This is a genomic window from Streptomyces sp. PKA51 (assembly GCF_057552455.1).
On sequence record NZ_BAAJPZ010000009.1, the window covers coordinates 91,540 to 109,115 of the forward strand.

Genomic DNA, 17,576 nt, shown 5'->3' on the forward strand with positions numbered 1-17,576 from the left:
GGTGACCGGGAGCGCCCCACGGGGCCGGCCGCGCGCCGGGCCCCTCGCGTACGCCGTGCTGGTGGTGTGCACCGCCGGCTCGCTCCTGCCGCTGCTGTGGACGGCCGTCGCCGCCTCGGGGGACGACGGCCGACTGGCCCGCACGCCACCGCCACTGTGGTTCGGCGGCCGGCTGCCCGCCAACCTCCGGACGGCGTGGACCGAGGCGAACGTGGGGCGGGCACTGGGCAACACGGCCCTCGTCGCGGGGACGGTTGCACTGGGGACGGTGTTCTTCTGCACCCTGGCCGGCTTCGCCTTCGCCAAGCTGCGCTTCCGCGGCCGGCGGGCGCTGCTCGCCCTGACGGTGGGGACGATGATGGTGCCGCCGCAGCTGAGCGTCGTGCCGCTGTTCCTGCTGCTGTCCCGGCTGGGCTGGACCGACCGGCTGCAGGCGGTGGTGCTGCCGGCGCTCGTGAGCGCCTTCGGCGTCTTCTTCATGCGCCAGTACTTGCTGCAGGCGCTGCCCACCGAACTGTTGGAGGCCGCCCGGGTCGACGGCGCGAGCAGCCCGCGGATGGTGTGGCACATCGTCTTCCCCGTTGCCCGGCCGGCGATGGCGGTGCTGGGCATGCTCACCTTCGTCCAGGCGTGGAACGACTTCTTCTGGCCCGTGATCGCCCTCACCCAGGAGAACCCCACCGTGCAGGTGGCCCTGACCGGTCTCGGCCGCGGCTACGTGCCGGACCAGGCGGTGGTGATGGCCGGGGCCCTGCTGGGCACCCTGCCGCTGCTGCTGGTCTTCGTCCTGTGCGGCCGCCGGATCGTCGGCGGCGTCATGCAGGGCGCCCTCAAGGGCTGAACCGTGCACTGCCCCCCACCGTCCTCACTCCTCCTTGCCCGTCTCTCCCCCAGGAGGGCTCGCCCATGACCGTGACCCGACCGCCCGGCTTTCCCCCCGGCTTCCTGTGGGGCGCCGCCACCGCCGCGTACCAGATCGAGGGCGCGGCCCGGGAGGACGGGCGCACCCCTTCCATCTGGGACGCCTTCTGCCGCACGCCCGGCCGGGTGCACGGCGGCGACACCGGCGACGTGGCCTGCGACCACTACCACCGGCGGGCCGAGGACGTGCAGCTGATGGCGGACCTCGGTCTCGGCGCCTACCGCTTCTCCGTCTCCTGGCCGCGCGTCCAGCCCACCGGCCGGGGCCCGGCGAACCCGCGCGGCCTCGACTTCTACCGGGCGCTGACCGACGACCTGCTGGCGCACGGCATCCGGCCCGTGGTCACCCTCTACCACTGGGACCTGCCCGAGGAGCTGGAGGCGGCCGGCGGCTGGCCCGCACGCGAGACGGCGCTGCGCTTCGCCGACTACGCGCACCTGGTCGGCGAGGCGCTCGGCGACCGGGTCGGACTGTGGAGCACCCTCAACGAGCCCTGGTGCAGTGCCTTCCTGGGCTACGCCGCGGGCGTGCACGCGCCCGGCCGGCAGGATCCGGCGGCGGCGCTGCGCGCCGCGCACCACCTGAACCTGGCCCACGGGCTGGCCGCCGGCGCGCTGCGCACCGTGCTGCCGGCCACCGCCCGGCTGTCGGTGACCCTCAACCCCGGTGTCGTGCGGGCCCGCACCGGCTCGTGCGCCGACCTCGACGCTCAGCGGCGCATCGACGCGCTGGCCACCCGTATCTTCACCGGGCCCCTGCTGCACGGCGCGTACCCCGCCGACCTGCTGGCGGACACGCGGCGGATCACCGACTGGTCCTTCGTCCGCGACGGCGACACCGACGTCATCGAGCACCCCCTCGACGCGCTGGGCCTGAACTACTACGCCCCCACAGTCGTATCAGCCGCCACTGACAACGACCCCCCGGCGCGTGGCGGGCCCTCGCCCTGGCCGGGCGCCGAGCGGGTGGTCTTCCACCAGCCGCCCGGCAAGCGCACGGCGATGGACTGGGCCGTGGACCCCACCGGCCTGCACGAGATGCTGATGCGCTTCACCCGTGAGAGGCCCGGCCTGCCCCTGTACGTCACCGAGAACGGGGCGGCGTACGACGACAAGCCGGACGCCGGCGGGCAGGTGCACGACCCGGAGCGCATTGCCTATGTGCGCGCTCATCTCCAGGCAGTGCTGCGGGCGCTGGCGGAGGGCGCCGACGTCCGCGGCTACTTCCTGTGGTCGCTGCTGGACAACTTCGAGTGGGCCTACGGCTACGACAAGCGTTTCGGCATGGTCTACGTCGACTACGCCACGCAGGCCCGCATCCCCAAGTCGAGCGCCCGGTGGTACGCCCGCGTCGCCCGCACCGGACGGCCGGACTGACGCGGCTGACACGGCTGATGCGGCTGATGCGGCTGATGCGGCTGATGCGGCTGACGCAGCGTCACTCGAAGACCGAGGGCGGGGGCGCCGGGGACGGCCGGGCGGCGGCGTCGTCCACCGGGGCGGCGCCACCGGTGAAGTCGTCGAGTTCCCGGCCGTGTTCGACCCGGCCCTGGTGCGGGTCGGTGGCGGCCCTGCGGGTGAGGTCGGCGAGGGGCAGCGGCCGGTCGGAGGCGAGCAGGACGGCGTTGCCGAACCGCCGTCCGCGCAGGACCGCCGGATCGGCGGTCAGACACACCTCGGGGAAGACGGTGCGCACGGTGGCTATCTGGGCCTTGAGGTGGGCCAGCGGCGGCCCGTCGGCGAGGTTGGCGGCGTAGAAGCCGCCGGGGCGCAGCGCCCGGCGGACCTCGCCGACGAACTGCGTGCTGGTCAGGTGGGCGGGGGTGCGGGCACCGCTGAAGACGTCGGCGATGATCAGGTCCGCCCAGCCGTCGGGCATCTTGGCGAGCCCCTCGCGGGCGTCGCCGCCGCGCACCCGTATGCGCCAGGCGGGGTCGAACGGCAGCTCGGCCCGGACGAACGCCACGAGGGGGGCGTCGATCTCGACGACCTGCTGGGTCGAGCGGGGGCGGGTGGCGGCGACGTACCGGGCGAGGGTGAACGCGCCGCCGCCCAGGTGCAGTGCCTGCACCGGCCGGCCCGGGGGCGCGACGAGGTCGGCGATGTGCCCGAGCCGGCGCTGGTAGGCGAAGTCGAGGTGGGCCGGGTCGTCGGGGTCGACGTGGGACTGCGGGGCGCCGTCGATCAGCAGCGTCCGGGCGCGGGGGCGGTCACGGTCCGGGACCAGCTCGGCGAGACCGCCCGCCACCTGCGCGGATATCGCCTCTGCCGCGCGCCCGCGCTCCTGTTTGCGTCTGCCCTTCGCCACCCCTCCAGTATCGCCGGTGCCCAAAGCGGCTCAGCGGCAGCGGTCCACGGCCTCGATGGTGCGGGCCGCCTCGCCGAGGGCGGCGCGCAGCACGACGGGGTCGGTGGCCGCGGCGTAGGCGGCCTCGGGGGCGACGAGCCAGCCGGCACCGCGCACGGGCGGGTCGGCGGGGATGCCGGCGGGCAGGGCGTGGGCGTAGGTCTGGGTGCAGGCGCTGCCGGGCAGGTCCCAGGCGTCGGCGGTGCCGGGCGGGACGAGGAAGCCGAGGGTGTCGCAGTCGCCGTCGTGCAGGACGGGCCCGACGCCGTCGCGCAGCCGCAGGATGTCGACCGCCTCCAGGCCCTGGCGGGCCGGCACGGTGACGAGGTCGCAGGGCCGGCCGTCGGCGTCCTGCTGGGCAGTGCGCTCCTGTGCCGGGTCGCCGCCGGGCGCCGGGCGCGGGCCGTGGTCCTGGCGCGGCCGGTGCTGCAGTGCCGTCGTCCCTGAGCCGCCGATGTCCACTCCGGCCTCCACCACGGGAAACCCCTCCTCACGCCGTGCCCTTAGCGTCGAGCGCACTCACGCTCACTGGTTCAACGGCCGAGATGCGTCAACGGCTACGGCGACATGCCGCCGCAAAGGATGGCAGTTCATGGCGGATGACAGGTGGGATATCCAGTTTGTAGCCAATTCCCCCACCGGACCCCCAATAGTGGGCCCGTCACAGCCGGTACGGTCATCACGCCGTACGGCAAGCACAGCCGCCGCCTCCGGGGAGCGTCCCGGGGCGGCTCGCCAGGGAGAGGGTCCGCCATGGCGCCGCCCCACCAGTCCCCGTCACCCCGCCCGAACGCGAAGTTCCGGCAGTTGCGCGGACAGCTCTCACCAGGGGAGTTCGCGGCGGCGGTGCGCCGGGCCGCGCGCGAGATCGGTGAGCACGTCTCGTGTGACGCGCGCTACGTCGGGCGCGTGGAGTCGGGGGAGATCCGCTGCCCCAACTACGCCTACGAGCGAGTGTTCCGGCATATGTTCCCCGGCCGGGAACCGGCGGACATGGGCTTCGCGCCGCGCGAGAGCGTGCGCGGCCGGGGGGCGCGCAAGAAGGGCTCCGCGCCGTCCGGTCCAACAGAGAGCCCCGCCGAAAGCCGTACCCCCGGGGCGGCGGAGAGATCCACCGAGAACGACGAGGAGAGCGACGTGTTGCGTCGCGCGTTCATGACCTCCGGACCGGCCGCCCTGGCCGCCGCCTCCCTGGGCGGTCCGGCCCCGGGGGGTCCCGGCCCCCGCCACGCCGGCGAGGCCGAGGCCCGCGCCGTCGAGCAGGCGGTGCGGCGCATCCGCCTGCTCGACGACCGGCACGGCGCCGACGGCCTCTACCGCCGCGCGGCCCGCCCGCTGCAGGCGGCCTACGAGCTGCTGGACGCCGAGACCCGGCGGCGCTCGGTGGCCGACCGGCTGCACCGGGGCGCGGGCGAGCTGGCCGTCTCGGTCGGCTGGCTGGCCCACGACTCGGGCCGCTTCACCGACGCCCGCTCCCACTACGCCGAGGCGCTGGCCACCGCCCGCGTCGCCGGGGACGCGGGCCTGGAGGCGCACGCGTTCTGCAACATGTCCTTCCTCGCCCGGGACGCCGGCCGGCCCCGCGAGGCGGTCCGCGCCGCCCAGGCCGCGCAGCAGGCCGGGCGCGCCCTGGGCTCGCACCGGCTGATGTCCCTGCTGGCCCTGCGGGAGGCGGGCGGCCTGGCGGGCATGGGCGACCGGGCGGCGACCGAGGAGGCCCTGCTGCGCGCCCGGACGCTGTTCGCGCACGGGGCGGCCGAGGACGACCCGGAGTGGATGAGCTTCTTCGGCGAGGCGGAGCTGGAGTTCCTCGAGGCCCAGTGCTGGTCCGTGCTCGGCGACTGGCGCCGGGCCGTGGAGCACGCGCGGTGCGCGGTCGCCCTGCAGGATCCGCACTTCGCGCGGAACATCGCGCTGTACACCTCGCAGCTCGCCGGCGACCTGGCCCGCGGGGGCGCGCCGGACGCGGCGGCGGCCGCGGGCGAGCGGGCGCTGGGTCACCTGGACCAGGTGCGCTCGGCGCGGATCAGCTCGATGCTCGCCACGACGGGCCGGATGCTGCGCCGGCACGCGGCCGACCCGGCGGTGGCCTCGTTCCTGACCCGCCACGGGACGACCGCCCGGGCGGTGTGAGACACGCCTCACCGCCCGGCCGGCCCGGCCCTCAGTCGAGGTGGCCGGTGTCGTTCCAGCGCTCCAGGGCGGGCGCGCCGTACGCCCAGCCCAGCACGGACAGGGAGGTCGGGGCCAGGCGGATGCGGGAGGCGAAGAAGGCGTCCTCGCCCAGCCAGCGGGCGGCGATCGTGCGCAGGATGTGGCCGTGGGCGAAGACCAGCACGTCGCGGTCGGCCGACCGGGCCCAGGCCACGACCTCGTCCGCCCGCGCGCTGACCTGCGCGATCGTCTCGCCCTCGGGGACGCCGTCGCGCCAGATGAGCCAGTCCGGGCGACCGGCCTTGATCTCGGCGGGGGTCATGCCCTCGTACGCGCCGTAGTCCCACTCCAGCAGCGCGTCCCAGGGGGTGGCCCGGTCGCCGAAGCCGGCCAGGTCGCAGGTCTCCTTGGCGCGCAGCAGGGGGCTGGTGCGCACGTCCAGGCCCGGCAGGCCGTCCCAGGGCGCGCGGTGCAGTCGTTCGCCGAGGAGCTTGGCGCCGCGCCGCCCCTCGTCCAGGAGCGGGATGTCCGTGCGGCCGGTGTGCTTGCCGGACAGCGACCACTCGGTCTGCCCGTGCCGGGCCAGCAGGATGCGCGGTGCCATGGTTCGGCCCCTCCGGGATGTGAGACGACGTGCGTCTCCATCATCACTCACGTCACTTCCGGGCAACCCTGCGGCCACCTGCGGCGTCTCCCGGACCGCGCTCTGTGGCTCCCGTGAAGTCGTGGGGCGGTGTGCGAGCAATGTGGCGTACACCGTACGGTTGGTTGCTTGCGCGCTCATGGGTCGCCTGAAGATGTCGCCTGAACCGATGGAGAGCCGTCCGGATGTACCGCACCGCCCCGCTGGAGAAGCGGCCGCGCTGGTGGACCGAACTGCCACTGATAGCCGTGGTGTACGGGCTCTACTCGGCCGGCCGGCTCCTCGCCCGAGGTGATCAGCAGGACGCCGTGGATCACGGCCTGCGCATACTCGACCTTGAAAAAACGTTTCGCATCAACTTCGAGCACCCGCTCAACCGGTTCTTCACCGAGCACGCGTCGCTCGGCATACCCGCCGACTTCGCCTACGCCTCGCTGCACTACCTCGTCACACCGGCGCTGCTGGTGTGGCTCTTCCGGCGCCGCCCCGGCCACTACCGCCGGCTGCGCACCTGGCTGATGCTCTCCACCCTCATCGGCCTCATCGGCTTCACCCTGCTGCCCACCTGCCCGCCCCGGCTGCTCGACGACGCCTACGGCTTCATCGACACCATGCGCCAGTACTCCTCGTACGGCTGGTGGGGCGCCGAGGCCAGCGCCCCGCGCGGACTCGGCGGGCTCACCAACCAGTACGCCGCCATGCCGAGCCTCCACGTGGGCTGGGCCCTGTGGTGCGGCGTCGTCCTGTGGCGCCACGGCCGCTCCCTGTGGGCCAAGGTCGCCGGCATCGGCTACCCCCTGCTGACCGCCCTCGTCGTCATGGGCACCGCCAACCACTACTTCCTCGACGCCCTCGCCGGCGCCGCCGTCATGGGCACCGGCTACCTGCTCGCCCCCCGCGCCCTGCGCCTGGCCGACCGGATCCGGGCCCGGCTCACCGGCACGCCGGCGGCCGGGACGGCCGCGAATGTCAGTGGCGGGTGGGAGACTTCGGCGGGTACAGCGCCCACCGGCGCGACCCCGTCCGGCTCCCCCGCCGGAGCGGGCGTGGCGGCGCAGGCGCCACAGACACTTCGCGAGGCGGACGCCAGTGACCAGTTCCCCCGACAGCCGGCCCGGGGCGAGGCCGGAGACACCCGCACCGAAGGCGCTGCGAGCGCGGCTCGCTGAGCTGCGCGGCCCGGCGGTGCCACCGCTGCCGCTCGACGCCCGCGCACTCGCCGCCCTGGCCGCCAACCCCGGCTGCCACCGCCGCGCCCTGCTCGACGGCGCGGGCGTCGACAAGGCCGCCCTCGCCCGGGCCCTGGGAGCGCCCTCGGGCTTCGGCCAGTCGCAGTTCGCCTTCATGCGCGGTCACTCCTTCGAGGCCCGCGTCAAGGCCGACGGCGGCGCGGAGCTGGCCCGCCTGCTGCACGAGCGGCTCGCCGACGGCTCCGAGCCGCCCGCCACCGGCGCCGTGAGCGCCCCCGACCTCACCGCCGCCGGCCCCGAGGGCCGCACGGCCCGCACCGCCCTGGCCCTGCGCGAGGCCACCGCCGCCGGCGGCTGGGCGGTGCTCGACCACCCGATGCTCGCCCTGCCCGTCGCCGGCACGCCCGCCTACCTGGAGCCGGACGCGATCGTCGTGCGCCCCGGCGGCGAGTGGACGGTCGTCGAGATCAAGTCCTTCCCCATGATCGACGGCGCCGCCGACTCCGCGAAGGTGGGCGCCGCCGCCCGGCAGGCCGCCGTCTACGCCCTCGCCCTCGAAGCCGTCGCCGGACACACCGAGGGCGCGACCGTGCGCTCCCAGGCCCTGCTCGTGTGCCCGAAGGACTTCTCCAACCTCCCCACCGCCGCCCTGGTCGACCTGCGCAAGCAGCGCGCCACCACGCGCCGCCAGCTCACGCGGCTGACCGGGGTCGAGGAGATCGCCGCCGCGCTGCCCGACGGCACCAGCTTCGACGTGAGCCGCCCGGCCGGCGAGCTGACCGAGGCCCTCGACGCCGTCCCCGCCGCCTACGCACCCGAGTGCCTGGCCGCCTGCGAGCTCGCCTTCCACTGCCGCGCCTCGGCCCGGGCGAGCGGCTGCGTGCAGGCGCTCGGCCGCGGTGTGCGCGGCGAGCTGGGCGGGCTGACCACGGTCGGCTCGGTGCTCGCCGCCGCGCGCGGCGAGCAGGGCGACGCGGCCGACCCGACGGTGGCGGCCCTGCGGAGGGCCGCGGCGCTGCGGGCGGAGGCACTGGCGGGAGCCGCCCGATGAGCGGCTGCGGGGCGTTCGTGGCCGATCCCGCAGTTCCCCGCGCCCCTGGGGCGGCGGGGCCGGGTGCATCGGGTGCGGACCGCTCGTGGCCGATCTCGCGCAAGGAGGCCGCATGTCGCTGATCGGTACGCTCGCGCGCCTGGAGGCCGTCCGGGAGGGACGGGCCACACCGCTGGCCACCGTGCGCCACCGGCACCTCGCCGGGCGCCCGCTCGTCCTCGTCCCCCTGACCACCGCCGGCGAGGCCGGCGCGCCGCTGGGCGCCATGGTGGGCACCGACCGCGACGCCCCGCGGCTGCTGATCGTGCCCCAGCCGCGCGACCGCGACCTGCGCTCGGCGTTCCTCGCCGAGCTGGCCGACGCGCTGCTGCCGCACATCGAGGAGCACCTCGACGCGACCGAGCCCGACTCGGAGCTGTGCGCCGATGCCCCGCAGCTGCTCGTGCCCGGTGCCGCGGCCGTGGAGTACGTCCGTCTGCTCGGCCGCTCGATGCGTTTTCGCCGCACCGCCGAGCAGGACCCCGACACGCCCCACCCCGCCCCGCCGCGGGTGCCGCTGCTGGGCCGCTGGCTGACCCACTACGGCGAGCGCGCACGGGTGCCGGGCTCCTCGCTGCTGCTGGCCATGACCCAGGTCCTGGGCCGGCACTGGGCCACCGGCCAGAGCGTCCTGGAGGACCAGCACCTGGGCGCCCTGCTCGCCTGGATCGACCCGCCCGAGGGCACGACGGGCGCCGAGGCCGCCCTGCGCGCCGAGACCGAGCGCGGCCCGGACGGGCTGCTGCGGCAGCCCCCGGCCGGCCCCGCCACCGACCCCGTCTTCGACAACAAGCTCCTCGGCCCCGCCGTCGCCCGCTACGACACCGCCCGCGGCCGGCTGCTGGAGGCCGCCCCGCACCAGGCCGCCGCGGCGCGGGAGCGGCTGGCCGCCGCCGAGCGGGAGATACGCGATCTGCTGGCCGGCCAGCTGCGCCCCACCTGGGACGCCGTCTGGCACGGTCTGGACCTGCTGCGCGCCCTGCCCGAGGGGGCGCACGTGGCCGAGCGCTGGAAGCGCGACCGCTGGTCGTACACCGCCCACCGCGACCGGCTGCGCGCCGGCGAGCCCCCGCAGCCCCGGCGGGACGACGCGGTGACCGCCGCCCGCAAGCTCGCCTCCCGCGAGACGGCCCAGGCGCAGCTGCACGCCCAGGAGGCGCTGGACGACGCCCTGGTGATGGCCGAGCGGCGGCTGGCCGGGGAGGCGTTCGCGGGCGAGGTCACCGCAGTGGTCATGGAGTACACCGAGGCCAAGGTGCCGCGGCCGCGGCCGCTGGTGACCCTGCACACCGACGACGCCCCGCACCTGGCGGACGGCGCCCGGGTGTACCGCGTCCTGCCGGACGGCAGCGGCCGGTCCCAGCCGGCCGAGTTCGTGGCGTACCACGAGCCGACGAGCGGGATCACCGTGCGGCTGACCGGCGGGATGGGGCGCGGCAAGGTGCCCGAGGAGGGCTCGGTGCCGGTCCCGGGCGAGAGCGTGTGCTGGACGCTCTTCGAGCACGCGCCGCGCGGCGGGCCCGAGCTGCCGGACCCCGAGGAGACGCCGTGGACCCACGGCGGCCCGCCGGACGGCCCCGCGGGCGGACCGGCGGGCGGCCCCGATCCCGTGACCCCGGAGGACTACCTGTGACCGTACGCACGGCGCACGGCCGCGTCTTCGACCCCGCACGGGCGGCGGCAGCGGCCACGGACGCGATCCTGCACGACACCCTGCACGGCCCGCACCGCGGCGTCGTGGTGGACTCCCCGCCGGGCGCCGGCAAGTCGACACTGGTGGTCCGGGCGGCCCGGGAGCTGGCCGCCGCCGGCCGTCGGCTGATGATCGTCGCCCAGACGAACGCGCAGGTCGACGACCTGGTCCTGCGGCTGGCGAAGGAGGACCCCGACCTGCCGGTGGGCCGGCTGCACAGCAACGACAAGGGCGCCTACGACCCCGCCCTCGACGGCCTCGCCTCGGTGGTCACCTCGGCGAAGGCGGCCGAGCTGGCCGGGCTGGAGGTGGTGGTCTCCACGGCCGCCAAGTGGGCGCACACCAAGGTCGCCGAGCCGTGGGGCCATGCGATCGTCGACGAGGCCTACCAGATGCGCTCGGATGCGCTGCTGGCCGTGGCCGGGCTGTTCGAGCGGGCCCTGTTCGTCGGGGACCCCGGCCAGCTGGACCCGTTCAGCCAGGTCGCCGCGGAGCAGTGGGCGGGGCTGTCGTACGACCCGTCGGCGAGCGCCGTCAGCACGCTGCTCGCCCACAATCCGTCGCTGCCGCAGCACCGGCTGCCGGTGTCCTGGCGGCTGCCGGCGTCGGCGGCTCCGCTGGTGTCGGACGCGTTCTACCCGTACACGCCGTTCCGCAGCGGCACCGGCCACGGCGAGCGGCGGCTGGCCTTCGGCGTGCCCTCCGACGGCACGGGCCCGGACCGGGTGCTGGACGAGGCGGCCGCCTCGGGCTGGGGCCTGCTGGAGCTGCCGGCCCGGCACACGCCGCGCACGGACCCCGAGGCGGTGGGTGCGGTGGCCCTGGTGGTGCGCCGCCTGCTGGACCGCGGCGGCGCGGTGACCAGCGAGCGCTCCTTGGACCCGGCGCCCCTGACGGCCGACCGCATCGCGGTGGGCACGGCCCACCGCGACCAGGCGGCGGCCGTCCGGGCGGCCCTGGCCGGCCTGGGCGCGAGCGGGGTGACGGTGGACACGGCGAACCGTCTGCAGGGCCGCGAGTTCGACGTGACGGTGGTCCTGCACCCCCTCTCGGGCCGCCCGGACGCGACGGCGTTCCACCTGGAGACGGGCCGCCTGTGCGTCCTGGCCTCGCGCCACCGCCACGCGTGCATCGTGGTCTGCCGCGCCGGCGTGGACCGCCTCCTGGACGAGCACCCCTCGACGGAGCCGGTCCAGCTGGGCGTGACGGTGAAGTTCCCCGACGGCTGGGAGGCGAACCATGCGGTCCTGGCCCACCTCGCCGAACACCGCATCGCCTGGCAGCCGTGATCGCGGGCCGCGGCAGCGCGCGCGGGAGAAGTGGGGGCGCACTTGCGCGTGGCAGGACAATGGATGGCGGTGCAGACGAATCTGTGGAGGTATGTACATGTGCGAGCCGAAGCAGGCTCCCGGCGCGCAGGGCAGTGCCCCGCGCCGCCTGAAGCCCGCGCAGCTGCTCTTCGAGCCGCCCGAGGCCGTCGCCGACCCCGAGCACTTCTTCGACCTCGAGTCGATCGAGGATCCGCGTGAGCTGCTGACCCGTTCCACGGAGCTGGCACTGGCCTTCCGGGCGGCCGCGGACCGGGCGATGGAGTTCCAGGCGGTGGCGGCGGCTCAGCTCGCCGATCCCCGGCGCTTCGACCGGCTGCCGATGGCGGTGATCGCGGCGCGCGCCGAGTGGAGCGAGGACTACACCAAGAAGATGGTCGAGTTCGGCCGTGACCTGCTGCGGGGCAGCGCCGCCGCCGAGTGACCCGTACGGCCCGTGGTCCCCGACCATGGGCCGTTGGCATATGCGGCGCACAAAGTAGCGCACGCTCCGGGGCCCTGTCCCGAATTCCGGGAAGTACCCCGAAGGCACCCCGGCGGGGCCCCGACGATGGGGCCATGAGCACCCGGTCGTACCTACCGCACCCCGTCCCCTCCCCCTCTCCCTCCCCGGCCCGTCGCACCCCCGATCACCGGCCCCCTGCCCGGGGCACCGGCACCCGCACCGGCGCCGGTCCGCGGGCGCAGGGTGCCTTCGTCACGCTGGCGGGCATCGACTGGCTGGCCTCCGCGGACCGCTTCCCGCACCGGGTGCACACGCTGTGGGCACATCATCCCGGCGCCCCGGTGGAGCTGCCCTGCGGCACCGTCTTCGACGTGATCGACGCGCCCGTGCTCTTCGGCCGCCGGATGCTGGACCGCCTGTGGTCGCCCGGCGCGCCCGGGTCCGGCCCGGTGGCCGCCCACCGGGGCAGGCTGCTGCTGTTCGCCGCGCCGGGCACGGCCCAGCGCCTGCCGGCGCTGCTGGCCTGGGAGGAGTGGAGCCGTACGGGCCGCAGCGCGCCGTCGCTGCTGTACTACGGCACGGGCGACGCGGTGACCGTGCCGCCGCCGTTCCCCGCGGGCGGGGAGGACGGGCCGGCGGCCGCGCGCTGGCTGGTGGCCCCGGAGGTCCGCCGCCCGTGGCTGCCGGGCGCGGACGTGCTGCTGTGGGCGTGTCTGCGGGCCGCGGGAGAAGGCCCTGTACCCACGCGTCCCACCCGCTGAAACATACGGATTTTCTTTCCACCGGATCGGGGTGCTAAAGTCTTCCACGTCAGCAGGCGCCGCTAGCTCAGTTGGTTAGAGCAGCTGACTCTTAATCAGCGGGTCCGGGGTTCGAGTCCCTGGCGGCGCACAGACAGCAGAAGGCCCCCACCGTGCGGTGGGGGCCTTCTGCGTATGCGGTCCGGGTGCCGGGCGTCACCCTCGGGTGACCTTCAGGTTCCAGGCGCCGGTGGGCGCGCGGCCGCGCACCTCGACCCGTACCCCGTCCGCCTCCAGGGACTCCCCCGCGCCCAGCGGGGCGTCCGCGAGCGGGGGGTAGACGGACTCGCCCCAGCAGGCGTGGCCGGCGGGGTGGCCGTCCAGCACCTGGATGGGCCCGCTGCCGGAGGCGGTGTCGCTGCGCACCCGGTAGACGAGCACGCCCTCGGTGCAGGTGCCGGCGTCGTTGCCGTTGGCGGTGCGCGCCTCGACGACGATGGCGCTGGCCGCGCCGGTGCGCACGACCACCATCCGGGTCCGGCCGTCCGCGCCGCCGCGCATGGGCGACTCCAGCGGCTGCAGGGTGTGCAGGGTGCTGCCGGAGCTGCTGACGCAGTGGACCTGGCGGGGGCCGAGCCAGCCCAGCTTCCACTTGTGCCAGGCGAAGGGCTCGGAGGCCAGCCCGAACTGGCTGCCCATGATGTCCCAGTCGCCGACATGGGTGTCCCAGTCGCCCTTGCCGTCGGTGGGCCGGTGGTACAGGTCGGGCAGGTCCAGGACGTGGCCGGTCTCGTGGGCCAGGACGTTGCGGTCGGGCGGGTGGTGTTCGAAGACGGTGACGACGCGCTGCAGCTCGGTGCCGTCGACACGCAGGGGCTCCTCCAGGTTGACGACCTTGGTCGCGTCCGAGTCGACGCCGGGGGCGTCGGGGTCGGCGACGAGGTAGACGAGGTTGAAGTGGCGGAAGTCCACCGTCTTGTCGGCGGCGGCGACGGCGTCGCGCAGATAGGCCGAGCGCCGCTCGCCGTCCCAGTCGCGCTGTATGTGGTACTCGCCGGAGGGCCGGGGCATGCGCAGCCACCGCTTGAGGGGGTGCACCCGCAGCGTGAAGCGCCCGTAGGAGGCGCGCTCGAAGAAGCGCGACGTGCCGGGGAAGTGGTCGGCGGCGAGCCGTTCGGGGGTCACCACGGGGCGGGAGTCCGGGAAGGACAGGAAGATCATGACGGCGTCGAGGCGGCCGAGGGGGCGCGGGTAGTCCGGGTTCCAGGTGTCGAGGCCCTCGGAGTGGTGCGCCTGACTGCGCGGGAGCGCGCAGGGGCCGCCCGGGCCGGTGGCGTGCGCCGGGGCCGCGGCGATGGTCGTGGCGATGGCGCACAGGCTGGTCAGGACCGCGCCCGCGCGGCGCAGCCGGGACCGCTGCGGGCGGCGGGGCCGCAGCGGGTCCACTCCCATGGGTGTCAGCGGACGCACCACGTCGACCTCCGGGGACGGAATTGGGAGACCTCACCCACCCTCTTGTTATTTGCGGTGTTATGCCCCGTTTCACTACCCCAGTCGAGTGACTAAGCCGACTTCTGGGTACATCACACTCAGTCACGGACGGTCAATCGAGGAAGACAATCAAGAAGATTTGCCAAGCAGTCCCGGGCACGACGGTGCACACGCGCTCACGGACGGACGGAATCGGTCGGGACCCTGCCTGCGGCACCGCCCCTCGCGGCCGGGCCGCTGGAACGGTCCCTGCGCGGGCTCTATGCTCGCCACACTTCCAGCACGGAATCCCCCTACAGGCGGCCATTTGCCGCCTTTTCCACCACGCGTACGAGACACACGACACCCGCACGGGGATCCGTGCGGAACCGATGCCACGCGGGAGCGAGCGTTGAGCGGAGCACTCGACGGCCGGGACGGAACGCCCGATTCGGAGCCACCAGTCGTCACGCAACGTAACGTCACTTCGATGGAATTCCGCGCTGCCTTCCGAGCCGCGCGCCTCGGCATGGCCGTCGTCGGCAGCGACGGCCTCGTACGCATCGCCAACGACGCCCTCGCCGCCCTGTTGGGCACCGATCCGGAGCACCTGCGGGAGCGCCCCGCCGCGGAGTTCACCGGGCTGCGCGACGACCTGCGGCTGTGGAGCGCCTACCGGGAGGTGCTGCTCGGCCGCCGCGAGAGCCTGCACTGCACGCGCAGGCTCAGACAAGCCGGCGGCGGACGGCTGTGGGCGGAGGTGACCGTGACCCCGCTGCCCGAGACCCGCACCGCACTGCTGTCCGTGGCCGACATCACCGACCGCCGCGACCTGCGCGCCCGGCTGCGGCACCTGCGGATGCACGACCCCGTCACGGGGCTGCCCAACCGCAGCCTGTTCTTCGAACGCCTGGCCGGTGCGCTGGCCGCGCCGCGGACACCGGCCGCCCCGGAGGCCGTACCGGCCGGCGAACGTCCCCGGCGCAGCGGCCGGATCGGGCTGTGCTACCTCGACCTGGACGGCTTCAAGGCCGTCAACGACACGCTCGGCCACCGGGCCGGCGACCGGCTGCTGACCGCGGTGGCGCGGCGGCTGACCGAGTGCGCCGCGCCCGGCGGCCACCTGGTGGCCCGGCTCGGCGGGGACGAGTTCGCCCTGATGGTGGAGGACTCCACGGGCACCCAACAGCTGATCGACCTCGCCGGTGCCGTGCAGAGCGCGCTCGCCCGCCCGTTCGAGGTGGCGGGCCAGCACCTGGCGGTCTCGGCGAGCATCGGGGTCGTCGAGCGCCCGTGCGCCGGGACGCATGCGACCGAGCTGATGCAGGCCGCGGACACCACGCTGTACTGGGCGAAGGCGGACGGCAAGGCCCGCTGGACGCTCTTCGACCCCGAGCGCAACGCCCACCGCATGACCCGGCAGACGCTGTCGAACACCCTGCGGCCGGCCGTCGAACGCGAGGAGTTCGACCTGCAGTACCAGCCGCTGGTGGGGCTCGGCGACGGCGTCGTGCGCGGGGTCGAGGCGCTCGTGCGCTGGCGGCACCCGCAGTTCGGCACGCTGGGCCCCAACCGGTTCATCGGGCTGGCCGAGGAGACCGGCGCCATCGTGCCGCTGGGGCGCTGGGTGCTGGCCACCGCCTGCCGCCAGGCCCGCCGCTGGCAGCTGGACCACCCCGGCGAACCGCTCGTGGTCAGCGTGAACGTGGCGGTGCGTCAGGTGTGGGACTCCGACCTCGTCGCCGACGTGGCCGGCATCCTCGCCGAGACCGGGCTGCCGGCGAGCCTGCTGCAGCTGGAGCTGACGGAGTCGGCGGTGATGGGTTCGGCCGGGCGGCCGCTGCAGCAGTTGCAGGCGCTCAGCGACATGGGCGTGGCCATCGCCATCGACGACTTCGGCACCGGCTATTCCAATCTTGCCTACCTCAGCCGTCTGCCGGTCTCCACGCTCAAGCTGGACGGATCCTTCGTCCACGGCTTCCGCGCCGAGGAGCACCCCAATCCGGCGGACGAGACGATCGTGGAGGCGCTGGTGCAGCTGGCGCACCGGCTGGGCCTGACGGTGACGGCGGAGTGCGTGGAGAGCGCGGAGCAGGCGGAGCGGCTGGGGCGGATCGGGTGCGACACCGGGCAGGGCTGGTTCTACTCCCGCCCGGTGCCGGCGGACCGCATCTCGGCGCTGCTGAGCACCGGCGTCCGGCCGTAGGGGCGCGGGGCTGTGCCGATCTGCGGCTGCCGCCGCGTGGGCGCGACCGGCCACGACGCGCCCGCAGGCGGCGGGGTGGCGTGTCGGCTGCGGGCCGTCGCGGGCCGATCGCGCAGTTCCCCGCGCCCCTTACGGGGCACTGCGTGATCCGCCGGACACGACCTGGCGCGGGGCCGCCCCCGTCCGGCGCGGGCTACCGGCCGGCCGGGAGGCCGTATGCGTCGGCGATCAGCTCGTAGCTGCGCAGCCGGGCCTGCGGGCCATGGACGTTGGCGGTGATCATCAGCTCGTCCACGCCCGTCCGCTTCGCCAGCGCGTCCAGCCCCTCGCGCACCTGGTCGGCCGTGCCGTAGACCACGTTGCGCAGCCAGTCGGCGACGAACTCCTGCTCGGCGAGGCCCAGGGCGTGGCTCTCGGCCTCCTCCGGGGACGGCACCAGGCCGGGCCGGCCGGTGCGCAGGCGCAGCATCGACAGCGCCCCGGTGAGGACCTGCCGGCGTGCCTCGGCGGGGTCGTCGGCGGCCAGCGCCTGCACGCCGATCTTGGCGTAGGGGCGGTCGAGCACGGCCGAGGGCCGGAAGGACTCGCGGTAGAGCTCGAGCGCCGGCAGCGTGTTTGCCGAGGAGAAGTGGTGCGCGAAGGAGAACGGCAGGCCCAGCAGCCCGGCCAGGCGGGCGCTGAAGCCGGAGGAGCCGAGCAGCCAGATGGACGGCCGGTCGGCGCGCTGCACCCCGCCGGGCACCCGGCCCTGGACGGGGCCGGGGACGGCGTGGATGCGGGCGTAGGGGTGGCCGTCGGGGAAGTCGTCGTCGAGGAAGCGGGTGAGCTCCGAGAGCTGCTCGGGGAACTCGTCGGCGCCCTCGGCGGGCCGGTCCCGGCGGCGCAGGGCGGCGGCGGTGGCGCCGTCCGTGCCGGGTGCGCGCCCCAGTCCCAGATCGATGCGCCCGGGGGCGAGCGCCTCCAGGGTGCCGAACTGCTCGGCGATCACCAGGGGCGCGTGGTTGGGCAGCATCACCCCGCCGGAGCCGAGGCGTATGCGCTCGGTGCGGGCTGCGAGGTGGGCGAGGATCACGGCCGGGGAGGAGCTGGCCACGCCCGGCATGGAGTGGTGTTCGGCGACCCAGAAGCGGTGGTAGCCGCGCCGCTCGGCGAGCCGGGCGAGCTCGACGGTGGTGCCCAGGGCCTGGTGGGCGGTGCGGCCGGTGCCGACGGTCGCCAGGTCCAGTACGGACAGGGGCACGGGGGCGCTGCCGAGCGCCGTCGCGCGGATGGTGTCGTCCTGTACGTCGGCCACGGTGGCCCGCCTCCTTGATGAACGCCTGTGCCTGCGAGCCGGTGGGCTCGGCCGG

15 protein-coding genes and 1 tRNA gene are annotated in these 17,576 nt (G+C 75.1%); 11 read left to right on the forward strand and 5 right to left on the reverse strand.

What is annotated here, in order from left to right:
* Nucleotide 1: 1 nt before the first annotated feature.
* Together AC27L3_RS16060 and AC27L3_RS16065 are read left to right on the forward strand one after the other, a co-directional pair.
* Complete coding sequence (locus AC27L3_RS16060) at nucleotides 2-841, forward strand: carbohydrate ABC transporter permease (RefSeq protein WP_487234689.1); 840 nt, start codon at nucleotides 2-4, stop codon at nucleotides 839-841.
* Between the two features lie 65 nt (nucleotides 842-906).
* Entirely contained in the window at nucleotides 907-2,298 is a 1,392-nt protein-coding gene (locus AC27L3_RS16065) for a GH1 family beta-glucosidase (RefSeq protein WP_487234690.1), read from the forward strand.
* Nucleotides 2,299-2,359: 61 nt separating this feature from the next.
* Here the strand turns inward: AC27L3_RS16065 and AC27L3_RS16070 are convergent, their stop codons facing one another.
* Complete coding sequence (locus AC27L3_RS16070; protein ID WP_487234691.1) at nucleotides 2,360-3,229, reverse strand: spermidine synthase; 870 nt, start codon at nucleotides 3,227-3,229, stop codon at nucleotides 2,360-2,362.
* Between the two features lie 30 nt (nucleotides 3,230-3,259).
* Nucleotides 3,260-3,745, reverse strand: a complete 486-nt coding sequence (locus AC27L3_RS16075; RefSeq protein ID WP_487234692.1) for a hypothetical protein — start codon at nucleotides 3,743-3,745, stop codon at nucleotides 3,260-3,262.
* A gap of 276 nt (nucleotides 3,746-4,021) precedes the next feature.
* Between AC27L3_RS16075 and AC27L3_RS16080 the strand changes: the two genes are divergently transcribed.
* Nucleotides 4,022-5,401: an NsdA family TPR-like regulatory protein gene (locus tag AC27L3_RS16080; RefSeq protein WP_487234693.1), complete on the forward strand. Its 1,380-nt coding sequence runs from the start codon at nucleotides 4,022-4,024 to the stop codon at nucleotides 5,399-5,401.
* A gap of 31 nt (nucleotides 5,402-5,432) precedes the next feature.
* Here the strand turns inward: AC27L3_RS16080 and AC27L3_RS16085 are convergent, their stop codons facing one another.
* Nucleotides 5,433-6,026 carry a histidine phosphatase family protein gene (locus tag AC27L3_RS16085; RefSeq protein WP_487234694.1) on the reverse strand — a complete coding sequence of 198 codons (594 nt, stop codon included), beginning with the start codon at nucleotides 6,024-6,026 and terminating at the stop codon, nucleotides 5,433-5,435.
* A 224-nt stretch (nucleotides 6,027-6,250) separates the two neighbouring features.
* Between AC27L3_RS16085 and AC27L3_RS16090 the strand changes: the two genes are divergently transcribed.
* The 7 genes from AC27L3_RS16090 (at nucleotide 6,251) to AC27L3_RS16120 (ending at nucleotide 12,702) form a co-directional block, all read left to right on the forward strand.
* On the forward strand, nucleotides 6,251-7,234 hold the full coding sequence (locus AC27L3_RS16090) for a phosphatase PAP2 family protein (RefSeq protein WP_487234695.1): 984 nt from the start codon (nucleotides 6,251-6,253) through the stop codon (nucleotides 7,232-7,234).
* Entirely contained in the window at nucleotides 7,155-8,306 is a 1,152-nt protein-coding gene (locus AC27L3_RS16095; RefSeq protein ID WP_487234696.1) for a hypothetical protein, read from the forward strand. Before AC27L3_RS16090 ends, AC27L3_RS16095 begins: the two co-directional genes overlap by 80 nt.
* 112 nt (nucleotides 8,307-8,418) lie before the next feature.
* Nucleotides 8,419-9,978, forward strand: a complete 1,560-nt coding sequence (locus tag AC27L3_RS16100) for a hypothetical protein (RefSeq protein ID WP_487234697.1) — start codon at nucleotides 8,419-8,421, stop codon at nucleotides 9,976-9,978.
* The gene (locus AC27L3_RS16105) at nucleotides 9,975-11,327 is read left to right on the forward strand and encodes an AAA domain-containing protein (RefSeq protein ID WP_487234698.1); all 1,353 of its coding nucleotides are present in this window, start codon (nucleotides 9,975-9,977) and stop codon (nucleotides 11,325-11,327) included. The genes AC27L3_RS16100 and AC27L3_RS16105 overlap by 4 nt, the downstream gene beginning before the upstream one ends.
* Nucleotides 11,328-11,424: 97 nt before the next feature.
* The gene (locus AC27L3_RS16110) at nucleotides 11,425-11,790 is read left to right on the forward strand and encodes a hypothetical protein (RefSeq protein ID WP_344434478.1); all 366 of its coding nucleotides are present in this window, start codon (nucleotides 11,425-11,427) and stop codon (nucleotides 11,788-11,790) included.
* Between the two features lie 134 nt (nucleotides 11,791-11,924).
* Nucleotides 11,925-12,572: a bifunctional DNA primase/polymerase gene (locus tag AC27L3_RS16115; RefSeq protein WP_487234699.1), complete on the forward strand. Its 648-nt coding sequence runs from the start codon at nucleotides 11,925-11,927 to the stop codon at nucleotides 12,570-12,572.
* A 56-nt stretch (nucleotides 12,573-12,628) separates the two neighbouring features.
* Nucleotides 12,629-12,702, forward strand: a tRNA-Lys gene (locus tag AC27L3_RS16120).
* A 65-nt stretch (nucleotides 12,703-12,767) separates the two neighbouring features.
* Here the strand turns inward: AC27L3_RS16120 and AC27L3_RS16125 are convergent.
* A complete protein-coding gene (locus tag AC27L3_RS16125; RefSeq protein WP_487234700.1) occupies nucleotides 12,768-14,003 on the reverse strand; it encodes a M6 family metalloprotease domain-containing protein in 1,236 nt (411 codons plus the stop codon).
* Between the two features lie 508 nt (nucleotides 14,004-14,511).
* Here AC27L3_RS16125 and AC27L3_RS16130 point away from each other — a divergent pair.
* Nucleotides 14,512-16,227 carry a putative bifunctional diguanylate cyclase/phosphodiesterase gene (locus AC27L3_RS16130; RefSeq protein WP_487234701.1) on the forward strand — a complete coding sequence of 572 codons (1,716 nt, stop codon included), beginning with the start codon at nucleotides 14,512-14,514 and terminating at the stop codon, nucleotides 16,225-16,227.
* A 193-nt stretch (nucleotides 16,228-16,420) separates the two neighbouring features.
* Here the strand turns inward: AC27L3_RS16130 and AC27L3_RS16135 are convergent, their stop codons facing one another.
* Nucleotides 16,421-17,521, reverse strand: coding sequence for an LLM class flavin-dependent oxidoreductase (locus AC27L3_RS16135; RefSeq protein WP_487234702.1), 1,101 nt, complete (start codon nucleotides 17,519-17,521; stop codon nucleotides 16,421-16,423).
* Nucleotides 17,522-17,576 lie beyond the last annotated feature (55 nt).